Annotated in this window: 19 protein-coding genes; 14 read left to right on the top strand and 5 right to left on the bottom strand. The window is 32.5% G+C overall.

From position 1 onward, the window contains the following. Nucleotides 1–27: 27 nt before the first annotated feature. On the top strand, nucleotides 28–567 hold the full coding sequence (locus AAEO58_RS05770) for a transposase (RefSeq protein WP_341682603.1): 540 nt from the start codon (nucleotides 28–30) through the stop codon (nucleotides 565–567). Between the two features lie 14 nt (nucleotides 568–581). On the opposite strand, the gene AAEO58_RS05775 is transcribed toward AAEO58_RS05770, so the two are convergent. Then, entirely contained in the window at nucleotides 582–956 is a 375-nt protein-coding gene (locus AAEO58_RS05775) for a YchJ family protein (protein ID WP_341682604.1), read from the bottom strand. Nucleotides 957–959: 3 nt separating this feature from the next. Further along, nucleotides 960–1100 (bottom strand): hypothetical protein, encoded by a 141-nt coding sequence (locus AAEO58_RS05780; protein WP_341682605.1) that lies wholly within the window; start codon nucleotides 1098–1100, stop codon nucleotides 960–962. 107 nt (nucleotides 1101–1207) lie between these two features. Between AAEO58_RS05780 and AAEO58_RS05785 the strand changes: the two genes are divergently transcribed. Continuing rightward, nucleotides 1208–1726 carry a hypothetical protein gene (locus AAEO58_RS05785; RefSeq protein WP_341682606.1) on the top strand — a complete coding sequence of 173 codons (519 nt, stop codon included), beginning with the start codon at nucleotides 1208–1210 and terminating at the stop codon, nucleotides 1724–1726. A 33-nt stretch (nucleotides 1727–1759) separates the two neighbouring features. Here AAEO58_RS05785 and AAEO58_RS05790 read toward each other — a convergent pair whose 3' ends face one another. Then, nucleotides 1760–2329, bottom strand: coding sequence for a DUF1543 domain-containing protein (locus AAEO58_RS05790; protein ID WP_341682607.1), 570 nt, complete (start codon nucleotides 2327–2329; stop codon nucleotides 1760–1762). Nucleotides 2330–2450: 121 nt separating this feature from the next. On the opposite strand from AAEO58_RS05790, the gene AAEO58_RS05795 reads away from it, so the two are divergent. After that, entirely contained in the window at nucleotides 2451–4637 is a 2187-nt protein-coding gene (locus tag AAEO58_RS05795) for a glutamine synthetase III family protein (RefSeq protein WP_341682608.1), read from the top strand. Nucleotides 4638–4723: 86 nt separating this feature from the next. On the opposite strand, the gene AAEO58_RS05800 is transcribed toward AAEO58_RS05795, so the two are convergent. Both AAEO58_RS05800 and AAEO58_RS05805 read right to left on the bottom strand, forming a co-directional pair. Beyond that, complete coding sequence (locus AAEO58_RS05800; protein WP_341682609.1) at nucleotides 4724–5125, bottom strand: hypothetical protein; 402 nt, start codon at nucleotides 5123–5125, stop codon at nucleotides 4724–4726. A 38-nt stretch (nucleotides 5126–5163) separates the two neighbouring features. Continuing rightward, the gene (locus tag AAEO58_RS05805; protein ID WP_341682610.1) at nucleotides 5164–5655 is read right to left on the bottom strand and encodes a hypothetical protein; all 492 of its coding nucleotides are present in this window, start codon (nucleotides 5653–5655) and stop codon (nucleotides 5164–5166) included. Between the two features lie 187 nt (nucleotides 5656–5842). Here AAEO58_RS05805 and AAEO58_RS05810 point away from each other — a divergent pair, with 187 nt between their 5' ends. The 11 genes from AAEO58_RS05810 (at nucleotide 5843) to AAEO58_RS05860 (ending at nucleotide 16982) form a co-directional block, all read left to right on the top strand. Then, complete coding sequence (locus tag AAEO58_RS05810) at nucleotides 5843–6616, top strand: OmpA family protein (protein ID WP_341682611.1); 774 nt, start codon at nucleotides 5843–5845, stop codon at nucleotides 6614–6616. Nucleotides 6617–6743: 127 nt separating this feature from the next. Beyond that, complete coding sequence (locus AAEO58_RS05815; RefSeq protein ID WP_341682612.1) at nucleotides 6744–7634, top strand: OmpA family protein; 891 nt, start codon at nucleotides 6744–6746, stop codon at nucleotides 7632–7634. Nucleotides 7635–7679: 45 nt separating this feature from the next. Continuing rightward, on the top strand, nucleotides 7680–8504 hold the full coding sequence (locus AAEO58_RS05820; protein ID WP_341682613.1) for an OmpA family protein: 825 nt from the start codon (nucleotides 7680–7682) through the stop codon (nucleotides 8502–8504). Next, nucleotides 8501–8947, top strand: a complete 447-nt coding sequence (locus tag AAEO58_RS05825; protein ID WP_341682614.1) for a hypothetical protein — start codon at nucleotides 8501–8503, stop codon at nucleotides 8945–8947. The genes AAEO58_RS05820 and AAEO58_RS05825 overlap by 4 nt, the downstream gene beginning before the upstream one ends. Before the next feature lie 92 nt (nucleotides 8948–9039). After that, complete coding sequence (locus AAEO58_RS05830) at nucleotides 9040–10218, top strand: AIR synthase related protein (protein ID WP_341682615.1); 1179 nt, start codon at nucleotides 9040–9042, stop codon at nucleotides 10216–10218. 97 nt (nucleotides 10219–10315) lie between these two features. Next, nucleotides 10316–11848, top strand: coding sequence for a glutamine-hydrolyzing GMP synthase (gene guaA / locus AAEO58_RS05835; protein WP_133607626.1), 1533 nt, complete (start codon nucleotides 10316–10318; stop codon nucleotides 11846–11848). 113 nt (nucleotides 11849–11961) lie between these two features. Beyond that, entirely contained in the window at nucleotides 11962–13845 is a 1884-nt protein-coding gene (locus AAEO58_RS05840) for a LysM peptidoglycan-binding domain-containing protein (protein ID WP_341682616.1), read from the top strand. Then, nucleotides 13845–14249, top strand: coding sequence for an OsmC family protein (locus tag AAEO58_RS05845; RefSeq protein WP_341682617.1), 405 nt, complete (start codon nucleotides 13845–13847; stop codon nucleotides 14247–14249). Before AAEO58_RS05840 ends, AAEO58_RS05845 begins: the two co-directional genes overlap by 1 nt. A 206-nt stretch (nucleotides 14250–14455) precedes the next feature. Then, nucleotides 14456–15013, top strand: a complete 558-nt coding sequence (locus AAEO58_RS05850) for a hypothetical protein (RefSeq protein ID WP_341682618.1) — start codon at nucleotides 14456–14458, stop codon at nucleotides 15011–15013. After that, complete coding sequence (locus AAEO58_RS05855) at nucleotides 15013–15243, top strand: DUF3820 family protein (protein ID WP_133607617.1); 231 nt, start codon at nucleotides 15013–15015, stop codon at nucleotides 15241–15243. The genes AAEO58_RS05850 and AAEO58_RS05855 overlap by 1 nt, the downstream gene beginning before the upstream one ends. A 125-nt stretch (nucleotides 15244–15368) precedes the next feature. Next, a complete protein-coding gene (locus AAEO58_RS05860; protein ID WP_111565947.1) occupies nucleotides 15369–16982 on the top strand; it encodes a CTP synthase in 1614 nt (537 codons plus the stop codon). Nucleotides 16983–16991: the final 9 nt, after the last annotated feature.

The raw sequence follows: 16991 nt of genomic DNA on the forward strand, positions 1-16991 counted from the left end.
TCGCATAACGATATAACATTCAACGCCATGCAAAATAAATTTAAAAACAAATACCGCATATCTTCTGCGCGTTTACAAACCTGGGATTACGCGAACAATGGAGCCTATTTTATCACCATCTGCACCCAAAACCGACACCATTTTTTTGGACATATTCAAAATCAAGAAATACAATTATCTGAAATAGGTAAATTTGCAGAACAATATTGGTACGAAATACCCAATCATTTTCCAATGGTTGAATTAGGGAATTTTGTGGTGATGCCAAATCATGTTCATGGGATTTTGATTATTGATAAAATGAATGATGAACCATTCGTAGAGACAAGGCAATGTCTTGTCTCTACCATCAAAACCAATACAATCATAGGTTCGTCACGATTTCAAAATCAGGGAAAAAATACCATTTCATCGATTGTAGGTTCGTATAAATCAATTGTAACCAAAATGTCACGACAAATAAACCCCAATTTCGGTTGGCAATCCCGATTCCATGATCATATCATTCGCAATTCGAAATCATTTGAAAATATTCAGAATTATATTGAACAAAATCCTTTAAAATGAGATGATGATAGATTTTATTCAAATGTACCATCCACATAAAACCATTGATCGTTTTCTATTTTAAAATTAGAATGTTCGTAGTGCACTTGAGCCTTTAAATTTTCGTCTAAAAAATACGCTTTGAAGGTAACTGTGTTTTCTGTTGAGGTTAAAACTTCTAATTTTAGCCATTTGTTAGCTTGACTCCATGTTAAAATATCACTTTTATTATGAAGTTTGCGTTTTGAAATATGTGTAGTGTTTACCAAATAATCGGCGGCGCCTGTTGCAAATGCACTGTAACGCGAGCGCATCAATGCTTCTGCATTGGGAGCATTTTTGATACCTTTTATATAAGGTTCACAACAATCTTGAAAGGAACCTGAATTCCCGCAGTAGCAGCCCGACATAAATTACGATTTAGTTTCGTTGAATTTTCGTTGAATTTCTTTTAATTTTTCGGCACGAGCATTCTTTTTAGCTTTTTCTTTCGCTTGCTCTTTATGTAATTTATCGTTGTGTGCTTTAATATTTTTTGGATTGTTTCTTCCCATTTTTATGGTCTTTTTAGAGGTTTCAAAGATACTAATTTAAATGGTATAAAAGTTTGGCACAACAATTGGTTATATTTACATAGTAAATAATTTAAAACTTAAAGATTATGAAGAAAATTACTTTATTGATAGCTTTTATCGGGATGATAACACTACAAAGTTGCACAGTTAATGAAGAACAAGATAATGTTGATAATGATACTATTGCTGAGGTTTTTGAATTGAGAAATGTCAATTTTAGTTATAATAGTTCAACAGGTGGATACTTTATTTACAGAAATTTAAATCCTCAAATTTACGCTTCTGATAATATTTTAATTTACAGGATGTCTGATGTAATAGATTCTAATACTCCAGTTTGGCAATTGATTCCTCGTACACTTTATTTAAGTGGTGGAGATGAACTAGATTATGATTATGATTTTAGTAGAGAGGATTTTACTATTTATGCAGATGGAACTTATAACTTATCAGAAACTCCAGAATTTATTTTTAATCAAACTTTTAGAATTGTGATTATTCCTGGATTTTTTTCAAACAGAAGTGGTGTGCAAGTCGATTTTAATGATTATAATGCGGTAATTCAAACTTACGGAATTAATCCTGCAAGTATAAAGAGAATATAAACGAAAAGAGCTATCCAATACGATAGCTCTTTTTTATTCTGAAATTTTATTAATCTTTAAATAACCAATGTGTTTTTCATCCTCTGAAATCTCATTGGTTTTTGTTATTTTCAAACGAAACTGCGATTTGAATTTATCTGAAAGAATATCTTCAATATTATGGATGTCATCTATATCAACCCCGTATTGATCATCAATATGAGATTCACCTCCTTTTTTTGCTATGCTGCAATGTTTGTAAAAAGTGGTTTGCTTGGCTTTTCTAATGGCTTTTCCTTTAGTCTTAGCTACAACTAAAGATTTATAATGATATTCTTCAAATTCGCCTTCTTTATAACCGCCCAAATTCAAAAAGAATAATTGCTCTTCTTGTTCTGGTTTTTCTTCTTTTGAAACCACTTCAATTGTAAAACCATCAACACAAGTTACTTTTTGCCAAGCATCAATGTGAATTTTTCCTTTCGCTTCTGGCCAGAAAGCTTTCATGTCGGCAACTAGTTCTTTCAAGCTGGTTCCGATTCCAAAAAAGATATCATGTTGTTCCGTAAAACGCCCTTTTGGTGTGCAACCCAACATAACCATATATAAATTTGCTGTTTTCATATCACAAATGTAATAAAAAATATTTTTACCCCTAAAAAAATAGGGGTATTTGCAAAATTATTTAAAAAAGTTATATATTTGCATAACTTTTCAAGGGTATAACTTTAAACACACACAACTTATGTCAACATTTCGTTTTCAAGCTTTAAGAAAGGCAACCGACAGAAAACCTGTTCATGTAGAAGAATTGGATAGAAAGTCAGCTATTTTTGGTAGTAATGTTTTTGGCGATAAAGCCATGCGACAATTTTTAACATCAGAAGCTTACAAAGCTGTTAAAGCAGCGGCTGATGGTGTAAAAATCGACCGAAAAATTGCCGATTATATTGCTTTGGGTATGAAAGAGTGGGCATTATCTAAAGGAGTAACTCATTATACGCATTGGTTCCAACCATTAACTGGAACCACTGCGGAAAAGCATGATGCTTTCTTCGAAACATTTCCCGATGGAAGTGATCCAGTAGAGCATTTTGGTGGAAGTCAATTAGTACAACAAGAACCAGATGCTTCTTCTTTTCCAAATGGAGGAATTCGTAATACATTTGAAGCAAGAGGTTATACGGCTTGGGATCCAACATCACCAGCGTTTATTTTCGGAACTACATTATGTATTCCAACGGTTTTCGTTTCGTATACGGGAGAAGCTTTAGATAACAAAACGCCTTTATTAAGAGCATTACATGCTATCGATTCAGCTGCAATCGACGTAGCAAAATATTTTGATAAAAACGTAAAAAGAGTAACACCAACTTTAGGTTGGGAACAAGAATATTTCTTAGTTGATACTGCTTTAGCCAATTCAAGACCGGATTTATTAGCAACAGGAAGAACGTTGTTAGGTCACACAGCGGCAAAAGGGCAACAATTAGACGACCATTATTTTGGTTCAATTCCTACACGAGTTTTAACGTATATGCGTGATTTGGAAAACCAATGTATGTTATTAGGAATTCCAGTTAAAACACGTCATAACGAAGTAGCGCCTAACCAATTTGAGTTAGCACCAATCTTCGAAGAAACGAATTTAGCGGTTGACCACAATTCATTATTAATGGATGTAATGCAAAAAGTGGCTGAACGTCACGATTTTAAAGTATTATTCCACGAAAAACCATTCAAAGGAGTTAATGGTTCTGGTAAACATAACAACTGGTCATTAGCTACTGATACTGGAATCAACTTATTATCTCCAGGAAAAACACCAATGAGCAACTTACAATTCTTGACTTTCTTTATCAATACGATTAAAGCGGTTCATGATTATGAAGAATTGTTAAGAGCGTCAATTGCATCGGCAAGTAACGACCACCGTTTAGGAGCTAATGAAGCACCACCAGCAATTATTTCGGTTTTCATCGGACAACAATTGACTAAAGTATTGGCTGAATTAGAAGGAGTTTCTCAAGGGAAATTATCGCCAGAAGAAAAAACAGATTTAAAATTAAACGTAGTAGGGAAATTACCAGACGTTTTATTAGATAATACCGATAGAAATAGAACTTCGCCATTTGCTTTCACAGGAAACAAATTTGAGTTTAGAGCCGTTGGTTCTTCTGCAAACTGCGCGGTTTCTATGACGACTTTAAATACAATTGTGGCAAAACAATTAAAAGATTTCAAAATTGAAGTAGATGCTTTAATCGAGAAAAAAGATTTAAAGAAAGACGAAGCGATTTTCAATGTATTGAGAGAATATATCAAGCAAACAAAAGCTATCCTTTTTGAAGGCGATGGTTATAGCGATGCATGGGAAAAAGAAGCTAAAAAACGTGGCTTAAGCAATCACAAAACAACACCAAAAGCGTTAAAAGCAAAAGTTTCTCAAAAAGCAATTGATTTGTTTGGTGAAATGGGTGTAATGAACCATGTTGAGGTTGAATCGCGTTACGAAATTGAATTGGAAGAATACGTGAAAAAAATCCAAATTGAAGGTCGTGTTTTAGGTGATATTGCTCGTAATCATGTGGTTCCAACGGCTATTCGTTACCAAAATGTGTTGATTGAAAACGTAAAAGGATTAAAAGAAATCTTCGGAAAAGACTTCGAAAAAATTGCAAAAGAGCAAATTTCGTTAATCAAAGAAATTTCAGAACACATCGAAGGCATCAATACGAAAGTAGAAAAAATGACCGAAGAACGTAAAAAAGCAAACGCCTTAACCAGCACAGAAAAAATGGCAGACGCGTATTGCGATAAAGTAAAACCATACTTCGAAGAAATTCGTTACCACGCTGACAAATTAGAATTGTTAGTAGACGACGAACTTTGGACATTAACAAAATACAGAGAATTGTTATTTACGAAGTAACTAAAAATAGAAATCCCAATCGAAAGATTGGGATTTTTTTATAGATTGTGTGTATGGATTATGATTTTATGCTGACTAGTTTGCTTTTAATCATCACAATTTTCAAAGTAATATGGAAGTGAATTATACGAGTGGATTCGTCTTTTATTTTTTCCAGGAATTCCTGATGATGTTAAGATTTTTTTATTTTCATTTCCGAATACCTTTGTAAAATATTCAAAAAAGATTTCCTCATCGTTATCTATTAACTTGTCTATTTTATTATTTGATTGATGAGAAAATTTTATTAAATTTTTTTCAATGCAATTTACGGTAATATTGTTTTTTGTTACTACCATTAACGTATCTACATTATTGCTATAACTTAATAATTTATGATTCGTTAATTTTTCTATTTTAATTAATTTATAGCTGTAGTTGTTATCAGTAAAACGACTTTTACAAGAAACTAAGAGAAATAGTATAATTAAAAAGAGATAATTTTTCATGAATTAGTTAAATTCTATATTAAAGTATATTGTAATTCCTAAAAATAATTTAAATATATAAAAGTCAATGCGAAATTTAGTACTGAGAATACGCTTAATGTAAACTCAGTTAATGGGTGATTTTTGTACACGTAACAAATTGTAACCAATAAAGTTAAAATTGAAAAAACCAAAACATATGAATCTAGTAAAAACGATAGATTAACTTTTTTTATTTTTCCATTTTCTTTGAACTCAAATAATTTTACTTTATTTAAAAATTTTGTTTCAGTAATTTTTATTATTTCACCTCTTTGAATATTTACCTGTGGGACAATTCCAATTTTGTATTTTTTACCACTTTTGCAAGATAAATAATTATGAATTTCATATCTGCTTCCTCCAGTAGAAGTTGTTCCATATTGATTTTTTACAATGTAAAATTTTTCTAATTCTTCTGATATTGGGTTCGAATTAGTTATTAAATCACCATAAAGTAAACCCAGGAAGATTAGATTTAGGAATGCTAAAATATAATGTGGTTTTTTCATAATGTTTGGTAAGAATCAAGTGTACATTGTATACATGTCAAAAGGAATCATACAAAGCTACCCAAATTTGGGTGTATATGTCTAACAAGTATCAGATTTATTCTTTTTCAAAAATATAAAAAAAAGTGTACAAAAACTACAGTAATTCTGCTATTTTTACTATTTTCGGTAAACTAAAACCTACCTAATGAAAAAAATACTTTTTCTGTTTTTATTGATGAGTTCCATTTCTTTTGGGCAATCTAAATTTACGGTGTATTTTGATACGGATTCGTACCAATTACAACTTTCTGAATTAAACAGATTAGATAATTTTTTAAAAAACAGAGATTTAAAATTTACTAAGCTTATTGGGTATTGCGATTATCGTGCATCAAATGGTTACAACGATACTTTGGCGTTCAATAGAGCTAAATTTGTATCGCATATTATCGAAAAAGTTACCAACCAAAAGCAAATCGAAATCGAAAGTAAAGGAGAAAATTTCGAGCAAAATTCCGATTTGAAATTAAATCGAAAAGTAGAGATTTTCTATGAAGAATTGGTAATAGAAAAAACACTTCCAAAAGACGATAAAAAGGATTTATCTCAACAAGTTTCAACGGCAAAAGTAGGCGATAAGTTGGTATTGAAAAACTTACATTTTTACAATCGTTCTGGAATTTTTGTGCCTGAATCGCGTCCCATTTTAGAGGAATTATTAAAAATCATGTTGGCTAATCCTAATTTGAAAATCGAAATTCAAGGTCATATTTGTTGTCAAATTGGAACTGATGTAGAAGATACGGCAAAAGTTAGAGCTTTAGCAGTTTATAATTATTTGATTAACAACGGAATTAATAAAAATCGATTGAGTTATAAAAGTTTTGGAAGTTCAAAACCCATTCACATTATTCCCGAAAATAACGAAGATGAACGAAATGAAAATAGAAGAGTAGAAATTCAAATTGTTGCCAATTAATAGATAAAATGATTTGTTTTTAAGTATTTGTAAATGAAATTGTTATGTGAATTTGAAAAGTTCTTTTTAATAATAAGTTTTTTTAATACGTTTTATTTTTTATATTCGTTACATTAAAATACCCCAAATGAAATACGTATTACTGCTGTTTGGATTCTTACTTTCAGCACAAGAAAAGGCGAGTTTTTATTTTGATTTTGATCAAGATACGTTTAACCCAAAGCAAAACGAATTGTTTATGACTTGGTTGAACAAAGACGAAAACCGCGAAATTCTAGTAATTAATGGGTATTGCGATTGGTACGGAACCTTTGATTATAACGATACTTTAGCTTACAAACGAATTCATACGGTTCAAGAGCAATTAAAAACAAAGGTAAATTCTTCCATTTTTTTTAGCGAAAATTTAAAAATTAAAGGTTTTGGAGAGCGAGTTCAAACCAGAAAAGAAAGACGCTACAATAGAAGAGTTGATGTTTTTTATACGGTTATCCCTAAAAAAGCAGTGCTGAAAGAAGTAGTTTATGATGATCCAGTTGTTTACACAGGACAAGTAATAAATAAAGACCCTGAAGTAATTGAAAAGAAAGAAATACTTCAAGTTCCTGATACAGATGATTTAATTGACCCTGTTGGACTTTACAAAAATCCGTATGCAACGGCAAAAGTAGGTGATAAGTTAGTCATGAATAATTTGTATTTTTATGATCGTTCTGGTATTTTCGTTCCCGAATCGTTGCCTGTAATGGAAGAATTATTAGAATTCATGATTACGCATCCAAAAGTAAAAATCGAAATTCAAGGTCATATTTGTTGTCAGCTAGGCGAAGATCCAGAAGATATTGCATTAGTTAGAGCTATTGCGGTTCATAACTTTTTAGTGGCTAATGATATTGATGATAGTAGATTGCTTTACAAAAGTTTTGGAAGCACTCAGCCTATCCATAAAATCCCTGAAAGAAACGAAAAGGAACGAAATGAAAATCGTCGCGTAGAAATTCTTATCTTAGAGAATTAATTTTGGCATAGTTTTTCGTCCTTGATCATTTAAAATTTACACTTCATGAAATTTCTATATTCTGTTATATTGTTCGTTCTGTTTCAACTAACCTTTGCTCAGGAACAAGTTGTTTTTTATTTCGACAATAATAAGTTCGAATTAAACAAAGTAGAAGCAGCTAAACTTCAGAAATGGATTTCAGAAAATACAACTTCAAAAATTTTATCCATTACAGGTTCAACTGATGAAGTAGGAAGTACTGGTTTTAACGATACTTTATCTCAAAAACGAGTAAGTCATGTTTTTAACCAAATTAAAGGAAAAGTAAACATCAGACCTGATTTTAAAAGTATTTCTCTTGGCGAAAAAGGAGCAACTTCTACAAGTAAAGCCGAAAACAGAAAAGCCATCATTCATTATTTATTGGAAAAAGATTTAGATAAAGAAGATGAAGTGTTGGGAATCAAAGAAGTTGAGCCAGAAGTAATAATTCCAGATGATGCGCCATTAGCTGAAAAAGTAAAGTTGGCAAAAGTGGGGACGAAAATCACATTGAAAAACATCAATTTCTACCAAAATACCTTCGCAACCATGCCCGAATCACAAGGAACGTTGTACGATTTGTTGTTTGTAATGCAAAATAATCCTGAGTTAATTATCGAAATTCAAGGTCACATTTGTTGTATTGATAAAGATTATCGAAATTTGTCTACCGATAGAGCAAAACAAATTAAACGTTTTCTCGTTTATAATGGTATTCAGGAATATCGTGTAAAAACAAAAGGGTTTGGAGTTTCACAACCCATACATCCTATTCCCGAAGCAACGCCTGAACAAGCAGCAGCAAATCGAAGAGTCGAAATTGAAATTTTAAGTAAAAAACGATGAAAAAAATAATAGGTTTATTTTTAATAATAATAACGGTTTCATTAGTTAGTTGTAATGATAAGTGTGATGAAGGAAATCAGCCTACGCCAGCTTCTTTTTTTGTTGAAATCATAGATGAAACTACTGGCGAAAATGTGTTTGAAAACGAAACCTATACAGCACAACAGATAATTATTCAAGATTTAGAGGAAGCAGCTATTCCGTATGAGTTTATTGAAAATTTAAATGTAATCCAGATATTTCCACCGGTTTCAAATGCAACAGGAAATTCGTTTGCTATCAAGTTGAACAACGAAACAACTTTACAAATGGATCAAATTGATGTAAATTATGATGTTTCATCTATTGTTGGAGAATGTTTTACCACTTTTAAAATTGAAAATATTTTGTTTCCAAACAACGATTCGGAATTAGTTGAAGCTGTTTTTGTGGTTAAAATTTAAAGGTTTTTTACAAGGAAATTTTCTAATTGTTAAATTTCTGAAATCTAAATTAAAAAACTATCTTTGCGCCACAACAACAACACACTACATTCATGAGTTCTGATACGAGCAAACGCTACAATTTAAGAGGAGTTTCGGCTTCTAAAGAAGATGTGCACCAAGCTATCAAAAACATCGACAAAGGCTTATTTCCACAAGCATTTTGTAAAATCATCCCAGATTATTTAACAAACGACGACCAATATTGCATCATTATGCATGCTGATGGCGCAGGAACAAAATCTTCCTTAGCCTATATGTATTGGAAAGAAACTGGAGATATTTCGGTATGGAAAGGAATTGCTCAAGATGCCTTAATCATGAATATTGATGATTTATTATGTGTCGGAGCAACCGATAATATTTTACTTTCATCAACTATCGGGAGAAACAAAAATCTAATTCCAGGTGAAGTTATTTCAGCTATCATCAACGGAACAGAAGAATTAATTTCAGATTTAAAAAGTCACGGAGTTACCATTCATTCAACCGGTGGAGAAACTGCAGATGTAGGCGATTTAGTTCGTACCATCATCGTAGATTCAACAGTTACAGCTCGAATGAAACGTACGGATGTAATTGATAACGCAAATATTCAAGCTGGAGATGTTATTGTAGGATTGGCTTCTTTCGGACAAGCTACTTACGAAAAGGAATATAACGGCGGAATGGGAAGCAATGGTTTAACTTCGGCTCGTCATGATGTTTTTGCAAAATATTTGGCAGAAAAATATCCAGAAAGTTTTGATGCTTCAGTTCCAAACGACTTAGTGTATTCAGGTCAAACCAAATTAACGGATGCAGTCGAAAATAGTCCAATTGACGCTGGTAAATTAGTGCTTTCTCCAACGAGAACATACGCTCCTGTGATCAAAAAGATTTTATCAAAATACAATTCAAATCAAATTCACGGAATGGTACATTGTAGTGGAGGAGCGCAAACAAAAGTGCTTCACTTTGTAGACAACGTTCACGTGATTAAAGATAATTTATTTCCAGTGCCACCATTATTTAAACTGATTCAAGAAAATTCTAAAACGGATTGGAAAGAAATGTACCAAGTATTCAACTGTGGTCACAGAATAGAAGTATACGTTCCTGCAGAATTAGCACAAGACATTATAGAAATTTCGAAATCCTTTAACATCGACGCACAAATCGTAGGAAGAGTGGAGAAATCAGATAGTAAGAAATTAACAATTACATCCGAATACGGAACGTTTGAATATTAAAATATTTGTTTCAAGTTTCAAGTTGTTTTTGTTTCAAGTTGAACAGAAATAACTTGAAACTTGGAACCTGAAACAAAAAACACACAACAACAATAAAATGCAACACAACGTATTAATTTTAGATTTCGGTTCGCAATACACCCAATTAATTGCCCGAAGAGTAAGAGAATTAAATATTTTCTGCGAGATTTTTCCATTCGATAAAATTCCAGCAGATTTATCATCATACAAAGCAGTAATCTTAGGAGGAAGCCCATGTTCGGTTCGTTCAGAAGAAGCCCTTCATCCTGATTTATCTCAAATTAGAGGTAAAATGCCATTGTTAGCAGTTTGTTACGGAGCACAATATTTAGCCCATTTTTCAGGTGGAGAAGTAGCTGCTTCAAACACAAGAGAATACGGAAGAGCGAATCTTTCGTACATTAAAGAAAATGAAGTGTTTTTAGAAGGTGTTTCTGAAAATAGTCAAGTTTGGATGAGTCATTCGGATTCTATCAAACAATTGCCAACAAACGGAGTTAAGATTGCCAGCACAAAAGATGTAGAAAACGCAGCTTATAAAATTGAAGGCGAAACTACTTATGCAATTCAATTTCACCCAGAAGTATACCATTCAACAGATGGAAAACAAATGTTGGAAAACTTCTTGGTAAAAATCGCTCAAGTACCTCAAAATTTCACACCTAACGCTTTCGTAGAAGAAGTGGTTGCTGAAATGAAAGCTAAAATCGGAAACGATAAAGTAGTTTTAGGACTTTCGGGTGGTGTAGATTCAACAGTAGCAGCGGTTTTATTAAATAAAGCAATTGGAGAAAATTTATATTGTATTTTCGTAAATAACGGATTATTACGTAAAAACGAATTCCAAAATGTACTAAATCAGTACAAAGGAATGGGCTTAAATGTAAAAGGAGTTGATGCTTCGGCACGCTTTTTGGATGCGTTAGCTGGGTTAGATGATCCAGAAGCAAAACGTAAAGCCATTGGAAAAGCGTTCATTGAAGTTTTTGATGATGAAGCACACCAATTAACCGATGTAAAATGGTTAGGTCAAGGTACGATTTATCCGGATGTTATTGAATCAGTTTCAGCAACGGGTGGACCTTCAGCAACGATTAAATCGCATCATAATGTAGGTGGATTGCCTGATTTTATGAAATTGCAAGTGGTTGAACCTTTACGAATGTTATTCAAAGATGAGGTTCGTAGAGTAGGAAGAAGTTTAGGAATCGACGAAGAATTATTAGGTCGTCATCCGTTCCCTGGACCAGGATTAGCGATTCGTATTTTAGGTGATATTACGCCAGAAAAAGTAGCTATTTTGCAAGAAGTAGATGCGGTTTTCATCAACGGATTAAAAGAACACGGATTGTACGATAAAGTATGGCAAGCAGGAGCAATCTTGTTACCAGTAAATAGCGTTGGAGTAATGGGCGATGAGCGTACATACGAAAAAGTTGTTGCTTTACGTGCAGTAGAATCGACAGACGGAATGACTGCGGATTGGGTACATTTACCGTATGAGTTTTTAATGAAAATTTCTAATGAAATTATAAATAACGTTAGAGGTGTAAACCGAGTGGTGTATGACATCAGTTCGAAACCACCAGCAACGATTGAATGGGAATAAAATAAATTTTTCAAATTCAACATATAAATTTCAATAGCAATTATTTTTATTCTATTTTTACGATACAAATTGCTATTGAAATTTTTGTTTAGTATTGTTTTTAAATTATGATTATGATAAAAAGAGTTGTTTTTCTTTTCAGTTTAATTTTTCTTTTTGCGTTACCACTTCAGTCTCAGATTAAACATGTGGTAGCCAAAGGAGAAACCGTTTTTCAAATCGCAAAAAAATATGAGGTTACGCCTTTTGATATTTACCGATTAAACCCAGATGCGAAAAATGGCGTTCAAGAAAATACTACTTTATTAATTCCAAAAGGAACCACGGGAAAAGCCATTACGCATTTGGTAGGAGAAAAAGAAACGCTTTTTGGAATCTCCAAAAAATATAATGTTTCCGTTTCTGACATCGAAACTTGGAACAAAGTTGCTTTGCAAAATGGTTTGAAAATTGGTCAAGAAATATTCGTTTCAAAACCATCAGCGGCAGATATTAATGCTAGTCAGGCGACTTTTTTTAAGCCAAAAGCAACAACAAATGCAACTACTCACTTAGTAGAGGCTAAAGAAACTAAGTATGGTATTGCTACAAGATACGGCTTAACTGTTACTGAATTAGAACAACTAAATCCACAAATTGTAGGCGGATTGAATGTTGGGCAAACCTTAATTTTAAAACCAGGAGTTCAGGTTAAAAAACCTTCTAATGTAACTTTGGTTGAATATGAAGTGCAACCTAAAGAAACACTTTACAGTCTTTCAAAAAAATTCGATATTGCTCAAGGTGATTTAATTACGCTAAATCCTGATTTACAAGATGGATTAAAAATCGGAATGCTTTTAAAAGTGCCTTCAAACGGAACTGTTATCACAAAAGCAAAAGATTCTGTTTTAGTAGCTAAAAACAAAGTGAATTTATTAGCTACGGTTGATAAATCGAAACAAAGAAACATGGTTTTGTTGTTACCATTCAATATCAATAAAATTGAAACAGATTCGGTTAAAACCAAAACGGAGCAGTTAAAAACGAATAAATTCTTAAACCTTACTTTAGATTTTTACGCAGGAGTGCTTATGGCTATTGATTCGGCTAAAGTGTTAGGATTGCCTGTGAATATTAAGGTTTATGACGTAGAAAGCACTAAGTATTCATCAAATGTAGCGTCTATCATTTCTAAAAATGATTTTGAAAATGTAGATGCTGTTGTTGGGCCATTTCAAAACTCAATTGTTGAAACAACGGCACAATTGCTAACAAAATATAATACTCCGGTAATTTCACCACTTTCTAAAGAGCGTGGATTGCCATTACCAAATTTATATTATACGGTTCCAGCAGAAGATCGTTTACGTGCTTCGATGTTTGATTATTTTAAATCGAAAAACGGAAATGTGGTAGCGATTATTAGTGCTAAAAAAACAACTTCGAAAGATTTTATAACAGCGAATCATCCAGAAGTTAAGCATGCTTTATTTAATGATAAAGGAGCTTTAGATGTGGCGCTTTTAAAAACACAATTGGTTAAAGGGCAAAAGAATTTTGTTCTTATGGAAATTGAAAAAGCAAGTACAATTATAAGTATTACCAATATTTTAAAAGGATTGCAAAAAGAATACGATATTCAATTGGCGGTTTTTGAATTGTATGATGCGTTGAATTTTGAGGAAATTCCAATGAAGAATTTAACGGATTTAAAAATGTTATTTCCATCAGCAACTAAAGTAGCTGAAACGCCAGAAGAAAAGATTTTTGAAAAACAATTTAAGAAAATTAACAATATTTATCCAAACGCTGCAGCTAAAAAAGGTTTTGATGTGACGTTTGATGCGATGTTGCGTATTTGCCAACCAGAAGGATTTGTAAAATCGGCAGCAACAACCAAAACAGAATACATTGAAAACGCATTTGATTACAATTCTAGTAACGGATTAATTTCAAATAATGCAACGTATTTATTGTACTACGACAACGATCTAACAATTAAACAAGCACAATAATGGCAACTTCAAAAGTGACTTACTTAGGTGATTTACGCACCTCTTCGATACATTTACAATCGGGTTCAGAAATTATTTCGGATGCTCCACTTGATAACAACGGAAAAGGAGAAGCATTCTCACCAACCGACACTGTTGCCAACGGATTAGCAAGTTGCATGTTCACCGTTATGGGAATCAAAGCTCGTGATTTAGAAGTAGATTTTTCAGGTTCTACCGCAGAAGTAACCAAAATTATGGGAACCGAACCAAGAAGAATCACTGAAATTCACGTAACTTTCCATTTCTCTATCCATCCCGACGAAAAAACAAAAACTATCCTAGAAAGAACGGCTATGACTTGCCCAGTTTTTTATAGTTTACATCCAGATATTAAAAAGGAAATTGTTTTTAATTGGAAGTAGTTTAATAGAATTTTATCCACAATCTTGTCATTCCGAAGGAATCTCTTTTAATTCAACCTTATTTCAATGAAGTTTTTGATTATTTCGTTTTTTTTCTTGCTTTTCTCATGTAAAAATGTAATTAGTAATGAAAATGATATTGATTCAAAAAAAATGATGAAAATTTAAAAACTCAATTAAAAGAAATTAAAAGTGATACTCTTATAGTGAATAACTTAAAATTTGTTATAAAGCAGTTTAAAGAGGAAAATTTTGATTTTTCTTTGATTATTTTAAATGGTAAGTTTGATACTATATATAAGCACAATGATTTTATTAATGAATATAAAATTTCTGACTTTAACAATGATGGATTTCAAGATATTGTATTAGATTATATTACCAATGTGCCAGGTATTGTTGATGTTTTACTTTTTGATTTGCCTAATGGAAAATTTCAAATAATTGAAGAATTGGGAAATTATGCTAGTCCAATAAAAATTAAGAATTCAGAATGTTATTATTCATATGAAAGAGCTGGATGCGCTGATTATAATTGGGAAAGCGATTTGTTTTACTTATCAGATTATAAATGTGTTAAAGTTGGAAATATATCTGGGAAAGGTTGTGGTTATGAAAAAAGAAATGGAATTTTTATAAGTAAAATAGTAAATAATGAAGAAGTCGAAATCAATTGGATAAAACGTGATTCAGGTTATTACGAAGATAAATGGGAATTCATTGAAAATTATTGGACTAAAAATCATTTGAAATTCACGAAGTAATGACCAACCAAGAACTTCTCGTAAAACTCGCTCATACCAAAATGCCATTTGGTAAATACGAAGGCTATTACTTAATCGACCTTCCGGAGTATTATGTGGTTTGGTATGCAAATAAAGGTTTTCCAAAGGGACAATTAGGCGAACAATTAAAATTGGTCCACGAACTCAAGCTAAACGGCTTAGAAGAACTCGTTCGAAACATCCGCAGAAACTTTCCAAAACAAAAATAAATTGTTTACAATTTAATTACAAAATTGATACATCGACTAATTGGCACATTGACTAATTAGTGTTATCTTTGCACGATTTTATTACAGATAAAAGATATTTATCGCAACAACACAACAACAATACAATGAACCAAACTAAGTACATTTTTGTTACCGGAGGTGTGACTTCTTCTTTAGGAAAAGGAATTATCGCAGCTTCGTTAGCCAAATTATTGCAAGCCAGAGGATATCGAACGACCATTCAAAAGTTTGATCCATACATCAACGTGGATCCAGGAACATTAAATCCTTACGAACACGGAGAATGTTATGTAACAGACGATGGAGCAGAAACGGATTTGGATTTAGGTCACTATGAGCGTTTTTTAAACGTTCCAACTTCTCAAGCGAACAACGTAACTACAGGAAGAGTCTATCTTTCAGTTATTGAAAAAGAGCGTAGAGGAGAATTTTTAGGAAAAACGGTTCAGGTAGTACCTCATATCACAAACGAAATCAAGGAACGAATGCAGTTGCTTGGAAAATCGGGTGATTTTGATATTGTAATTACTGAGATTGGTGGAACTGTTGGAGATATTGAATCATTACCTTATATCGAGTCAGTACGTCAATTGATTTGGGAATTAGGTGAAAATAATGGAATCGTAATTCATTTAACGCTAGTGCCTTATTTGGCTGCTGCCGGAGAATTAAAAACGAAACCAACACAACATTCGGTGAAAACTTTAATGGAAAGCGGAATCAAAGCTGATATTTTAGTTTGTAGAACGGAACATGAAATTTCGCAAGATTTACGTCAAAAATTAGCGTTGTTTTGTAATGTGAAAAAAGAAGCGGTAATTCAATCTATCGATGCATCAACTATTTATGAAGTTCCAAATTTAATGTTGGAAGAAGGATTGGATAGAGTAGCTTTGAAAAAATTAGATTTACCAGAAAAAAATACACCAGATTTAACCAACTGGAACGAGTTTTTATTTAGATTGAAAAATCCAAAGCACGAAGTAAACATTGGTTTGGTTGGAAAATATGTGGAATTGCAAGATTCGTACAAATCGATTTTAGAAGCGTTTATTCATGCTGGAGCAGCAAATGAGACAAAAGTAAATGTTATTTCTATTCATTCTGAGTATTTAGATGCCAATTCGGCAGAAAGTCAGTTGAAAGATTTAGATGGTATACTTGTTGCACCAGGTTTTGGCGGTCGTGGAATTGAAGGTAAAATAGATACCGTTCGTTATGCAAGAGAAAATAATATTCCGTTTTTCGGAATTTGTTTGGGAATGCAAATGGCTGTAATTGAATATTCGCGCAATGTTTTAGGTTACGCTGATGCGAATTCAACTGAAATGAATGAAAATACTACTCATCCAGTAATTAACTTAATGGAAGAGCAAAAAAATATTGAAAACAAAGGAGGAACTATGCGTTTAGGCGCATGGAAATGTAGCATAAAAGAAAATACGTTGGCACAAAAAATCTATGGTAAAACTGAGATTATGGAGCGCCACCGTCATCGTTACGAATTCAATGGTGCGTATTTAAACGAATTAGAGAAAGCAGGGTTAGTAGCTTCGGGAGTAAATCCAGATACGAAGTTGGTAGAAATTGTTGAAATTCCTACACATCCTTTCTTTATCGGCGTTCAATACCATCCTGAATATAAAAGTACAGTCGCAAATCCACACCCACTTTTTGTGAGTTTTGTAGCCGCAGCTGTACAACACAAGAATAAATAAACTGTTCAA

The sequence above is a fragment of the Flavobacterium helocola genome (genome assembly GCF_038289885.1).
GTDB lineage: Bacteria > Bacteroidota > Bacteroidia > Flavobacteriales > Flavobacteriaceae > Flavobacterium > Flavobacterium cheniae.